This window comes from Sorangium sp. So ce321, from assembly GCF_051530195.1.
In the GTDB taxonomy this organism is placed as follows: Bacteria; Myxococcota_A; Polyangia; order Polyangiales; family Polyangiaceae; genus Sorangium.
Genome location: NZ_CP150329.1, coordinates 12,155,603 through 12,167,768, shown reverse-complemented (window position 1 = coordinate 12,167,768; position 12,166 = coordinate 12,155,603). Strand labels below are relative to the sequence as shown.

The 12,166-nt window shown below is 72.6% G+C and carries 11 protein-coding genes; 5 read left to right on the top strand and 6 right to left on the bottom strand.

The window, feature by feature from the left end:
• Positions 1-150: 150 nt before the first annotated feature.
• Positions 151-2,340 (bottom strand): hypothetical protein, encoded by a 2,190-nt coding sequence (locus tag WME89_RS45160; RefSeq protein ID WP_438005740.1) that lies wholly within the window; start codon positions 2,338-2,340, stop codon positions 151-153.
• The gene (locus WME89_RS45155; protein ID WP_438005739.1) at positions 2,337-2,498 is read right to left on the bottom strand and encodes a hypothetical protein; all 162 of its coding nucleotides are present in this window, start codon (positions 2,496-2,498) and stop codon (positions 2,337-2,339) included. The genes WME89_RS45160 and WME89_RS45155 overlap by 4 nt, the downstream gene beginning before the upstream one ends.
• 212 nt (positions 2,499-2,710) lie before the next feature.
• On the opposite strand from WME89_RS45155, the gene WME89_RS45150 reads away from it, so the two are divergent.
• Complete coding sequence (locus tag WME89_RS45150) at positions 2,711-3,436, top strand: tRNA-uridine aminocarboxypropyltransferase (protein ID WP_438005738.1); 726 nt, start codon at positions 2,711-2,713, stop codon at positions 3,434-3,436.
• A gap of 16 nt (positions 3,437-3,452) precedes the next feature.
• Here WME89_RS45150 and WME89_RS45145 read toward each other — a convergent pair whose 3' ends face one another.
• The 4 genes from WME89_RS45145 to WME89_RS45130 all read right to left on the bottom strand — a co-directional run bounded on the left by WME89_RS45145 (position 3,453) and on the right by WME89_RS45130 (position 6,399).
• Positions 3,453-4,313 (bottom strand): CAP domain-containing protein, encoded by an 861-nt coding sequence (locus WME89_RS45145; RefSeq protein WP_438005737.1) that lies wholly within the window; start codon positions 4,311-4,313, stop codon positions 3,453-3,455.
• Between the two features lie 517 nt (positions 4,314-4,830).
• On the bottom strand, positions 4,831-5,265 hold the full coding sequence (locus tag WME89_RS45140; RefSeq protein WP_438005736.1) for a hypothetical protein: 435 nt from the start codon (positions 5,263-5,265) through the stop codon (positions 4,831-4,833).
• Between the two features lie 189 nt (positions 5,266-5,454).
• Entirely contained in the window at positions 5,455-5,970 is a 516-nt protein-coding gene (locus WME89_RS45135; protein ID WP_437657863.1) for a hemerythrin domain-containing protein, read from the bottom strand.
• 219 nt (positions 5,971-6,189) lie between these two features.
• Positions 6,190-6,399, bottom strand: a complete 210-nt coding sequence (locus WME89_RS45130) for a hypothetical protein (protein WP_437621012.1) — start codon at positions 6,397-6,399, stop codon at positions 6,190-6,192.
• Positions 6,400-6,752: 353 nt separating this feature from the next.
• On the opposite strand from WME89_RS45130, the gene WME89_RS45125 reads away from it, so the two are divergent.
• The 4 genes from WME89_RS45125 to WME89_RS45110 all read left to right on the top strand — a co-directional run bounded on the left by WME89_RS45125 (position 6,753) and on the right by WME89_RS45110 (position 11,955).
• On the top strand, positions 6,753-8,084 hold the full coding sequence (locus tag WME89_RS45125; protein WP_438005735.1) for a hypothetical protein: 1,332 nt from the start codon (positions 6,753-6,755) through the stop codon (positions 8,082-8,084).
• 277 nt (positions 8,085-8,361) lie between these two features.
• Complete coding sequence (locus WME89_RS45120; protein WP_438005734.1) at positions 8,362-9,897, top strand: cation:proton antiporter; 1,536 nt, start codon at positions 8,362-8,364, stop codon at positions 9,895-9,897.
• 1 nt (position 9,898) lies between these two features.
• On the top strand, positions 9,899-10,603 hold the full coding sequence (locus WME89_RS45115; RefSeq protein WP_438005733.1) for a potassium channel family protein: 705 nt from the start codon (positions 9,899-9,901) through the stop codon (positions 10,601-10,603).
• A gap of 17 nt (positions 10,604-10,620) precedes the next feature.
• Positions 10,621-11,955, top strand: a complete 1,335-nt coding sequence (locus WME89_RS45110; protein ID WP_438005732.1) for a monooxygenase — start codon at positions 10,621-10,623, stop codon at positions 11,953-11,955.
• Positions 11,956-12,166 lie beyond the last annotated feature (211 nt).

Here is a 12,166-nt window from a genome sequence, read left to right as displayed (position 1 = left end):
GTACGAGGGGGGCGGCCGGTCCTCCGGTGCCCGGGCGAGCTTCGAGACATGGGGCGAGATCAACACGTGCACCGGTCCGCCGGGAGCGCTGCCCGAGCGCTCGGATTGCGACACGTATCCAGCGTGCGGCACCGGCGCAGAGACGGTCCGTCAACGGAGCCGCTCGAGCTCGCCCTTCACGGCCGCGAAGCGCGCCTCGCGCTGCGCCTCGAGCTGCTCGACGCGGCGCTGGGCGCCGGACAGCTCGTCCTCCAGCGCGAGGATGCGGACGACCAGCGGGTTCGCGCCGGCCGGCGAGCCGCTCTTGTCGCCGAGCGCCTCGAGGTGCTCGCGCAGCCGCCCGAGGTCCTTCTCGATCCGGGCGATGGTCGACTTCTCGGTGGCCGTCTCCCGGTCGGCCTTCTCCACCTCCTCGAACAGCTTCGCCGCGGCGCCCAGCGTCGCGCGCTCGGCGGCGGACAGCGCGGCGACGTCGGACTTCTCCCGCAGCGCGCGCGCCGAGAGCGAGCCGACGTCGAGCGCGTGCAGGAGCGCCTCGTCGATGGTCACCTCGCGCTCCAGCTTGCTCCTCGGCGCGATCCGCAGCACGCCGAGCGGGCGCTGGCTGGCCCGGTCGAACTCCACCGCGTCGAAGCCCCGGACGCTGGCGTTCTTCACGATGTCGAGCGCCACGTAGACGCGCCGCTCCTGGCCGCCGCGGTTCTTGACCGCGTACCTGCGCCGGTGCTTGCGGACGAAGTGCTCCGTGAGGTACCCGGCCTCGAAGCCGATCCGCTGCGTGACTTCCTCGGGGGGCTGGCTCGTCGTCCGGAGCTCGACGTCGAGATCGAGGCCGAACAGCAGGAACGCGCGCTCCCTCGGCTTGAGGCGCGGCAGCCCGGTCTCGCCGGCGAAGCCGCTCGCCTCGTAGATGGCGATGGGCCCCGAGGGCAGCGTCTGCGCGGTGGTGTTCGCGAGGCGCGCGCCGCTGCGGCCCCGCTCCTCGTCGCCCTCGAACCACGTGAGCCGCTGCGCCTCGACGTCCTGCTGCGTGAAGGGCACGAGCGCCGAGCCGTGGGCGCGCAGGTGGAGCCCGCCGGCCAGCCGGTACGTGAACAGCGCGCCGTTCTCGACGCCGGTCGCCTGCGCGATCTCCGCGAGGTTCCCGATGCTGAGGGCGTCGCTCTCCCTGGCGCTCCCGTCGACGGTGGCCGTCTCGCCGCGCATCGTCGTAACGCGCGTGACATGGCTCCCTCCCAGGCGACCTTCGCCGCTGCCGAAGCCCATGCCGGTGCTCGACGTCGACCCGTCGGCGTTGTCGCCCCAGAGCTGATCGGGGGTCTTGTCGGCGAGCTGCGGGACGGTCGAGAGGCTCTCCTCCGGATGGGCGAGCCCTCTCCGCGCGTAGCGCGGGGCGCTCAGCGGGAACAGGAACGAGTCTGGCCGGCCGTTGACGAGCTCCACGCTGACGCCGGCCCAGGGCTCGTCGGTGTCGTTGTGAAGGAGCGCCCAGCCCTGCAGCCGCGCGCGCCCGCCGTCGAGGAGCAGCCGGTACGTCGAGCGCCACACCGGCGTCTCGGCGATGTAGCCGAGGCGCACCGGCGCCGCGCTCTGCGCCAGCACGCGCAGGCTGCGGCGGAGCTGCGCCGCGCGCCCCGACAGCGCGCCCACGGCGGCGCCGAGGCGATCGGCGACCGTCGGGTCGACCGGGCGCACCTGGTCGACGCGCGAGGCGCGGAGGCGCCGGACCGCGCCGTCCCGCTGGATGAGCGTGAGGTAGAGGTCCCCCTGGGTGTCCGGCGCGACGGGGCCGCCCTCCGTGGGGCCGGCCTTCCCCGCGGCCGAGCTCCCGCCGGCTGCGGCGGCCTGGGCCGGGGCGGTCGGCGGCGAGAGGGGGGGCGCGTCCGTCACCTCGGCGAGCTGGCCGATCCACGTCTCGTCGCCGGCCGTGACCTCGACCTCGATGCCGCGCAGGCTCTCCAGCACGTCCCGGTACGTCACCGGCGTGTCCGCATCGGAGGGCAGGGCGGCGAGCGAGCGGCCGAGACCACCGCTCAGCACGCTGTCGAACTCGATGCCTGTCACGCGCGCTTTCCCGTCCGAGAGCACGATCAACGTCTTGAGCGCGTCATCGACGTGGGAGGCCGGGACGGGCAAGGAATCGCTGCTCGATGAAATATTTCCGCTGCGCTCGAAGTATCCGACGCCGGTCTCGTAGAGCCGCAGCTTCTTCAGGGGAAGCGCCGATGCCGCGGCCGGCGAGGCCGCGGCCGTGACATGACATCCGGCGCTCAGGACGAGGAGCCCCAGCGCGGCGGCTCGACGGCAAACCAGGGTCAGATCGGGGAGCATCGGAGTCACGACACCGGGGCTCCATCGAGGTTCCCGGGCGCCGGCTCGAAGCGCTGTTTCGCCGCGTCCGCGTCGACGCCGACGTCGACACCGATGCCGCTGACGGCGTGCGCGGCGTGCGCGGCGTGCACGGCGTGCGCGGCGTGCACGGCGTCCGCTACGTGCACACGACGTGCGCGGTGTGCACGGCGGCGCGCTCTCGGCTGCGCGCCCGGCAGGCGGGCGTCGCGCGGCGGCGCGGCGGCGCTCGCCGGAGCGTCCCCTGATCTCGGGCGCCCTGGCGATCGAAGCGCGCTCGGGCTCGTGCTACGGACGGGCCGCACCCTGGGCCAGCGATCGCGCGCGCCTCGGCCCCGGCGGATCGCTTCGCGCTGCCCTGATGACCTTCGTCCCGCTGCAACCTCCCGATCTGCCCCCGATCCGCGCGCGGGGGACGCCGCGCTGCCGCGGCTGTGGCTTGCCGCAGGAGATGTGCCTGTGCGGCGCGCTGCCCCGGCTGCCCGTGCGCACGCGCGTCGTCCTGCTCACCCACCGGATCGAGCGCACCCGGAGCACCAACACGGGTCGGCTCGTCGCCCGCCTGCTCGAGGGCGCGGAGGTGCGCGTCCGCGGCGAGGTCGCGCCGCAGCCGCGCTCGCCGCTGCCCGAGGGGCGCCGGCTGATGCTCTTTCCGTCGCCCGGGGCGCGCGCCCTCTCGCCCGACGACGCGCGCGGCGAGCCGGTGGTGCTGCTCGTCCCCGACGGCAACTGGAACCAGGCGCGCCGGGCCTTCCACCGCGACCCCGACGCGCGCGGCGCCGAGCCCGTCACCCTGCCGGAGGGCGCGCCGAGCCGCTATGGCCTGCGGCGCGCCCCGCACGAGGGCGCCCTGTCGACGCTGGAGGCCGTCGCCCGCGCGCTCGGGTTGCTCGAGGGCGCGGCGGTCGAGCGACGCATGATGGAGGCGTTCGACGTGTGGGTGCACCGCGCGACCTGCGTGCGGCTCACCGGAAAGCTGGACGAGAGGGCGGCGGCCCGGCGCGAGGAAGAGGAAGCGGAAGAGGAAGAGGAAGAAGGCGCCGAGACCGCCCTGGATCGGGATTTCCCTGGACCCGAGGACCCGTGAGCGGTCGCCGCGGCGATCACTGGAAGTTCTGCACTGCCCAGACGCTGCCATCCGGGAAGGTGTGGAATCCGCAAGCCACCTTCGTGTACGAGGTGCTGCTCATGTTGATGTAATGGCCGTGCTTGTTGAAATCCTCGCCGGGCCCCTCGTCCCACATCAGCTGCAGGCAAGGGCCGATCATCGATTCCGGCGGTCCACCCCAGCCGGGACATTCGTTCTGCGCTCGCTCGTCGCAGTCGCCGAACGCGCCGTGCGCCGTGCCGCTGTTCCCGTCGGACTCGGACTCTTCGTCGGAGCACGACTCCGCCTCGGTCCAGCGCGCCAGGGGCGCCAGGCCGAGCGTGGCACGGTGCTGGTTGATCGTGTCGACACACAGCTGCGCCGCGCCCGTCGCGCCGCCGGCGCCGCTGCTGCCGCCGGTGCCGGGGCCATCGTCGCCGCCGGCGCCGCCCGTGCCCCCGGCAGGCGAGCCGCCCGAGCCCGCGGTGCTCGAGCCGCTGCCGCCCGAGCCTGCGGTGGTCGAGCCGTCGCTGCCGCCGGCGCCCGCGGTGGTCCCACTGTCGCTGCCGCCCGAGCCTGCGGTGGTCGGGCCCCCGCTGCCGCCGGAGCCTGCGGTGGTCGAGCTGCCGCTGCCCCCGACGGGGCCGCCGGAGCCATTGCTGCCCCCGGAGCCCACGGTGGTCGAGCTGCCGCTGCCGGTGCTCGGTCCACTTCCCGGCGCGCCCGTGTCGCTCCCGTCCCCAGCGCCGCTCGACGGCCCGCTGGCTTCGCCCTCGATCGGCGCGTCGCCCAGGTCGCCAATGCAGCCTGACAGCGCAGAGGTGAACGATATCGCGGCGAGCGCGATGGCATATCGGTGAATCCAGGGGTTAAGCATGAGCCGAGTCTATGGGGCTTTTGACTCGTGCTCAACCTCGACCGATCATGTTGAATTTTTGAATGCATGATCGGTTGTGGCGCAGTCTGTGGACTTGAAGCGTCCCTGTGCGTGGAGAAGTGCGCGTGTCGCACAGATAGTTGCCCGCCGACTTCGATTTCCAATCATGCGAGACAGGGGGACGATGGCTATCGATCGTCGCTCGTCCTTCGGTACCTCGTGCATCCGGGGGCCGCTCGGTTGCTCAGCTCCTCCCTGGATCCAGGCGAGAGGATGAACCACGGAGGCGCAGAGGACACCGTGCGGAGGGCGAGGATCCAGGCTGTCGTGACGGCTTTCATCCGGGGGCGCCGTTCCGTGCGAAGAGAAAAAAACGCCAGGAGCGCCAAGGACGCCAGGAGATGGATGAAAAATCTTCGCTGCTGGCGTTCTTGGCGGTTCGATCCCTCTTCGCCCCACGACGCACCCGCCGGGCGGGAACCCCTGTGCCGGGGGCCCGCGGCGCGCCTCCGCGGCGCTACGAGGACGAGGCCGTCGCCATCGCCCTGCGCAGCTTGCCGCCGCCGCGCGACCGGATCGAGGAAGCGAGCGGCCGCATGCCGCGGGCTCGACCTGCGGCCACGACCCCGCGGTTGATCGGCCCGTGGAGCCTGGAGGCCCGCCGTGCCTTCGCCCCGTCCTCCTCCGCGCGCGGCGCCCCGCGCCGCCGCTGGAGATGGACGATCAGCGCGCCGGCGAGGGCGTTCGCGACCATGAGGGAGTTCGTCGCCACGAAGACCCAGTTCTCGACCAGCCAGCTATAGACGACGAACCCGATCGAGGCGGCCAGCTGGCCGACGAAGAGCCATTTCGAGACGCCCTCGCTCGTCTTGGTCTTCCACTGCTTGTAGACCTGCTTGCCGACCGTCAGGACGAGGATGGACGAGCTGATCCAGCCGATTGCTTCTTCCATGGTCGACCGCCGAGCCGCCGCTCGCGTACCCAGGCCGGCGCGCTCCCGGCGGCGCGTCGCGCGCCTCACTCATCAAAAAAGAAAGCCACGTGGGCGCGGGGGCCAGAGATCGCTGTCTCCGTGCCCTCCTCGCCTCCGTGGCTCGAGCCCCGTCGTACGTGCTCCCGCTCCTTCGTGCTCGGACCCTCGTCAGCCCGGGGTCGCGCCGTTCGCGTGCTTCACGTGGCTCATCTTGTCGGCGGACGTCTTCTTGTAGCCCGCGGGGAGGAGCGCCTCGTAGCCCTCGGCGAGCCGCTGCTCGAACTCCGCCTTCAGCTCCTTGCCGAGCTCGGCGAGCCGCTTCTCGTCGACGGCCTCCTCGACCTTGGGGAAGAGCTCCTCTTCCTCCTCCTCGACGTGGTGCTGGATGAGCTCCTTCAGCGTCGTCACGCGCGCCTTGAACGAGATGTCCTCCGGATCGGTCGCGAGCAGACGCTTCAGCGCGAGCTCGGCGATGGCGTGCTCCTCGTAGCTCTCGAGGATCAGGTCCTCCTTGATCTGCCGCACGGCGGGATAGAAGCTCTCCTGCTCGATCGCCATGTGCGCGACGAGCTCGTTGGCGAGCTCCGCGAGCAGGGGTGCCGGCTCCGACTTGCCGCTCTCGAGCTGCTTGAAGAGGGACTCCACCTTGCGATGCTGCTTCTCGAGCAATGAGGTTGCTTTCATCGTTCTGCCTCCAACGTGCGAGCCGCGCTTCGGCACGGCCGGGGTCTCTGGTGTTCATTGCCGACCGCGGAGCGCCTCGTGCGCAGACCCTCCGGCCAGCTCTCTGCAAGGCGCGCCGAGCGTGGGGGCGAGCGCGACGGCTCGAACCCACGCTCGGTCGACCTGAGCGATTCAGATCTGCTGCGGGCGCGCCGGCCGAGAGGGCCAGCGCGACGGGTGTCAGTCCGTCTTGTCCTCGACCTTGTCCCCAGCCTTCTCGGCTGCGTCGCCCGTCTCCTCGGCCGCGTCCTTCGCCTCGTCCTTGACGTCGGTCGCGGCGTCGTCCACGGCCTCGCCTGCCTTCTCGGCCGGTCCCTGCGGCTCAGGCTTGCTGCCACCACAACCGAAGGCCAGGCAGCTCAGGACCAGCGACAGATACACTGTTTTCACGGTAACCTCTCCTCCACGTTCCATGACGCCCGGCGACGTCGGCCCCCGGGCGTGTTCAATGTTCTTCCAATGGTGCTCAGCGCTTGTTTCAGCCCCTCCCGTCCAGCAACGCCCGGGCCAAGCGAGACCATGAGCTCGCGCGTCCTCCTCGACGTGCCGCCCCCGGCGCAGGGATCGCCCGCGCTGAGACATATCGCCTCGACCGTGGCGTCCTGCGACGCGCAACGGTCGCCTGCTCGCGCGCCTCGCAATGGCCGCCGGCGGGCGGCTGCCAGGCTGTGCGCCGCGACGCGGGCGCATTCGCTTGGCCTCGGTGCGGATCGGAGCAAGAATCCGCCCGGGTAACGCGAGACATGATCCACGACATTGCCAGCGCGCTCAGCGCCATCTTCACGGGCGAGCGGGCCCGCCTGCTGCACGCCGTGGTTCCGGCGCATGTGCACGGTCACACGCTCGCGCTGCTGCGGGCGCTGGGCGAGGCAGGCCCGTCGCCCCGCCCGGTGTGGGTGCTGGCAGATCCGGTGTACGGGCCGAGCCGGGGCTGGGCAGCGCGCGAGCGGTCGCTGGCGCGCGAGCTCGGCGCTCTTTTCGCGAAGGAGGCCGCGAAGGAGGCCGCGACGGAGGCCGCCACAGAGGCTCCGCCCGAGACGCCCGAGCCCGGTCCGATGCGCGAGCCGCTGAGCGCGTTCGCGCGCGCCCTCGCGGCGCACCTCGCCGCCCGCGCGCCGGACACGGGAATCGTCCTCGTGCTCGCGCCACAGCACATCGACGACCCGCCCGCCTACGCGCGCGACGTCCTCTGGCTCACCCAGCGCGCCGAGCTCGCTCCCGCGCGCTGGGTCCTCGTGGACGCGGTCCACTCGAGCGTCGGCGACCTCCTGGCGCGCGCGGGCGAGGGCGTCTCCCGCGTCCTGTGGCCGGAGGCCGACAGCGCCGCCCTCGTCGAGCTCGATCGCCTCCTCACCGATCTATCGGCTCGCGGACAGCGCCTTCCAGCCGATCTGGAAATGCGTATCGCGACCGCCTCGCCGCTCCGCGCTCCGGATCTCCTCCCTGTGCGGCGCCTCCTGCACGAGGCAGACAGGTGTTTTCAGGCGGGACGGCACTCCGAGGCTGCCCAGATCCAGCAGCAGGCCGAGGAGATGCTGACGGGCCGCGGGCTGGTCGAGGAGGGGATCCACGTCGCCATGCAGCGGGCGCGCTCGCTGATCGGCGCGGGCGTCGTCGACGAGGGGCACCGGGTGTTCGTCGCGGCGCTGAAGGAGGCCGAGCGGCGCGGCCTGCTGGCCATCGTGCCCGAGGCCTACGCGTCGCTCGGCAGCCTCCACAGCAAGCAGCGCCGCTTCCTGGACGCGTCGGAGGCGTATTCCCGCGCCGGAGAGCTCGCGGACCGCCGCGGCAGCCACGAGTTCGCGGCGGACATGCACCGCTGCGCCGGGCACGCGGCGCTCAACGCCGACATGCCGGACATCGCCGCGAAGGCGTGGCGGCGGGCCTTCGAGCTGCTCGGCTCGCTGGCCCCGGCGGTCGGGGCGCTGGAGAAGCCGCAGCAGATCGTCATCCTCGGGCTCGCGCTCGCGGACATCTTCGAGACGCACGGCAACCTCCCCGCGGCGCGCGGGCTGAGGGGACACGCCGAGGCCATCGAGACCCGCAACCCGCGACGCTCGGAGACGTGGAGCTGAGGCGCCGGGCTCCGCGCCAGGAGATGTGAAGTCGGGGCGCCGGGCTCGGCGCCAGGAGATGTGGAGTCGAGGCGCCGGGCAGCTCGGACCACCGAGCGCTCTCGGTAGAGGTGCGCCGCTCGCCCGGCCGCGCCGCTCGCGTCTTGCGGATCCCGAGGCGATCGGGTAGCGCAGGATCCACGGTGAGCTCTCTCGAGACCCCCGTGGACATCGCGACGCGCCCGCCGCGTGGGCCGTCTTCCATCGTCCACACGCCGCCGCCGCTGCGAGACGCCTCATGAGGGAGCGGCTCGAGAGCCTGCTCCTCGTCCTGGCCGTCGGCTCCGCCGTCGCCATCGGCGCCAAGCGCGTCGCCATTCCGTACAACGTCGCCCTCGTGCTCGTGGGGCTGCTCCTTGTCGTCGTCGACGTGCTCCCGAACGCGCCGATGGACCCGGAGGTCATCCTCATCGCCTTTCTCCCGGTGCTCGTCTTCGAGGGCGCCCTGTTCGCGGACGCCGACAGCCTGAGCGGCGCCAGCCGGCCCATCCTCGCGCTCGCCGTCCCGGGGGTGCTCATCTCCCTGCTCGGCACCGCCGCGGTGGCGACCCTCGTGCTCGACCTGCCGTTCGCCGCGGCGCTCCTCCTCGGCGCGCTGCTCTCGATCACCGACACCGTGAGCGTGCTGCTCGCCTTCCGCAGCGTCCGCGTCCCGCACCGGCTCGCCGCCATCATGGAAGGCGAGAGCCTCTTCAACGACGGCACCGCGCTCGTGCTCGTGGTGCTCGCGTCGCGCGTCGTCGCGAGCGGCACCTTCGACGCCGCCGAGACCTTCCGCTCGCTCGCGCTGGCCATGATCGGCGGCGCCGCCCTCGGCGGCGCGTTCGGCGCCGTCGGCGCCGCCCTCCTCCGCCGCACGCCGGACCACCTGACCGCGATCCTCGCGTCCATCGTGCTCGTGTTCGCCACGGCCCTGCTCACCGAGCGGCTCCACGCCTCGCCGGTCATCGCCGTCGTGGTCGTCGGCGTGATCGTCGGCAAGGCCGCGCGCCGCCTCCTCGAGCCCTCCCGCGTGCTCGCGCTCCAGGGCTTCTGGGAGACGAGCGGCTTCGGCCTGAACGTGCTCCTCTTCCTGCTCGTCGGCATGCAGATCCAGGCGGAGATGCTCGTGCGCGAGGCGGCCTCCATCGGCCTCGCCCTCATCGCCCTGCACGCGGGCCGGGCCGTGGCCGTCTACGGCTGCTTCGGCGTGCTCCGGGCCCTCACGGGCGAGGTCGTGCCCCTCCGGTGGCAGCACGTGATGCTGGTCGGCAACATCAAGGGCGCGCTCTCGATGGCCGCCGTCCTCAGCCTCCCGAGCGACCTGCCGTTCCGCGACCGCCTGGTCACCATCGTCTTCGGCGTGACCTTCGTCACGCTCGTCGCGCAGGCGCTGCCGTTCGCGCGGCTGCTCAAGTTCCTGCGGGTCGCGACCCCGAGCGCCGACGCCGCGCTCGACGCCGCCAAGGCGACGCTCATCGCCGCGCGCCGCGGCCAGGCGGAGCTCGACGACCTGCTCGCCGCCGGCCTCGTGTCCCGCAAGGAGCACGCCGAGCGCCGCGCCGCGTTCCAGCGGCGGGTCATCCACGCCGAGGCCGCGCTCCAGACCCCCCAGGGCGAGGTGGTCCGCGACCACCTCACGGATCTCGCCCTCCTGACGGCGCAGAAGGCGGCCGTGCTCGACGCGGCGAGGCGCGGCCTCATCGCCGCCGACACCGCCAACGCGCACGCCAACGAGCTCGACAGGGCCATGGTGGAGCTCCCCACCGCGCACGATCACGAAGGAGGAAGCTGACATGCGCGTGCTCATCGCGGGCGCCGGACGCGCCGGGCTGAGCGTCGCCGTCCACCTCGCGAGGACGGGACACGACGTGACCATCGTCGATCGCGACGAGTCGATCGCCAACAGCGCCTTCGAGCGCCACGGCCTGGTCTCGCTCGTCGGGGACGCGACCGACGCCGGGCTCCTCAAGGAGGCCGAGGTGGGGCGCGCCGACGTGGTCGTGGCCATGCTCCGCCGCGACGCCGACAACCTCGCCGTCGCGCTCCTCGCCCAGGCCGCTGGCGCCAAGCGCGTGATGGTGCGCATGCGCGACTCCGACTACCGCGGCGTGTACGTCCGCGCGGGCGTGCACCGGATCCTCTCCGAGATCGACGTCTTCATCGGCGCGATGGGCACCGCCATCGAGCACCCGGGCGTCCGCCACGCGATGGTGCTCGGCGCCGGCGAGTCGGTGGCGTTCGAGCTCGACATCCCCGTCGACTCCGCGGTCGCGGGCCGCTCCGTGAGCGTCATCGCGGGCAGCGCCGGCTTCCCCGCGTCGTGCGTCTTCGCCGGCGTCTACCGCCCGGATGGCCGGGTCGAGGCGCCGCGCGGCTCGTCCATCGTCGCGGGGGGCGCCACGGTGCTCCTCGTGGCCGCGCGCGACGAGCTCGCCGGCGTCATCGCGTTCTTCCTCCGGCGCGAGCCGGCGGGCGGCGGGCATCACGACCGGCGTTGACACAAGGCAGGTGTTTCATGGCGAGGTGTGCGGTCGACACGGGCTCATGGGCATGGCTGGGCATCGCGCTCGGCACCTTCATCACCGCGTGCGGCGGCGATGACGGCGCCGGCGCCACGTCGAGCGGCGGCAAGGTCGTCGACGCCGTGACGTATTACCGGGACGTCAAGCCCATCCTCGACGCGCGGTGTACCGGGTGCCACAGCGGCACCGGCATCGCGCCGTTCTCTCTCGAGGGCCACGACGCCGCGGCGACCTGGGCCCCGCACATCAAGCGGGCCGTCGTCGACCGCACGATGCCCCCCTGGCCGGCCGACAGCGCCTGCGCCGAGTACGTGGGCGATCGCTCCCTGTCCGAGCAGCAGATCCAGACGATCGCCGCGTGGGCCGACGGCGGCGCGGCCGCGGGCGACCCGGCCGCGGAGGGCCCGCCGCTCGAGCCGCTGGAGCGCAGCGAGCTCGCGCGGGTGGACCTCACCCTCGAGATGCCCGTCGAGTACACCCCGCAGGAGGAGCCCGACGACTACCGCTGCTTCGTGATCGACTGGCCGGAGGAGAGCACCCGCTATGTCACCGGCTTCGGGATCAGGCCCGGCGCGGAGCGCGTCGTCCACCATGTGATCGCCTACGCGGCGGCGCCCGAGCAGCTCGCCGACGTCGAGGCGCTCGACGCGTCGGACCCGGGCCCCGGCTACTCGTGCTTCGGAGGCCCGGGGATCAGGCCGCGCTGGCTGGGCGCCTGGGTCCCTGGCGCGGGGGACACGGGTTTTCCGCCGGGGACGGGCATCCGGATCGAGCCGGGCTCCCGGCTGATCGTGCAGGTCCACTACAACACGCTGGCGGCGGGCAAGCTGCCGGATCGGTCGGCCATCGACCTGATGCTGGAGAGCTCGGTCGAGCGGGAGGGCTCGGTGCAGCCCTGGGCGAACCCGGCCTGGCTCAGCGGCGACTCCATGATGATCCCCGCGTTCGAGAGCGACGTCGTCCACCGCTGGGGGGCCGAGCCCTCCCGGGCGCTCGCCGGCGGCGAGCCGATCGAGATCCACATCGCGGGCCTCCACATGCACACGCTCGGCAGCCGGGCGCGCCTCGAGATCGAGCGCGCCGACGGCAGCTCGGAGTGCGTGGTCGACATCCCACGCTGGAGTTTTCACTGGCAAGGCGGCTACACGCTCGTCGAGCCCAAGGTGCTCAACCCGGGCGACAGGCTGTCGCTCGAGTGCCACTGGGACAACACCCCCGAGAACCAGCCGATCATCGATGGACAGCCGCGGGTCCCGAGGGATGTCGTCTGGGGCGAGGGCACGACCGACGAGATGTGCCTCAGCACCTTTTACATGACGCCGCGCTGACCTCGCGCCGCGCCGCGCTGCGCTGCCGCGGTGCGCGAGCCCACGAATCGAGCGCGCGTGCAGTGAGGGCGGTAATTGCCCACATCGCGGACATCCTGTGAGCGGCGCTGCGCGCCGCGTCGCGACAGGCGCCCTCGTCGGCGACTTCGCCGCAGAATCTGGCCGCGCCTGAAGGGTATATTCGCCAGGCCACGCTGAGCGAGGCGTGACC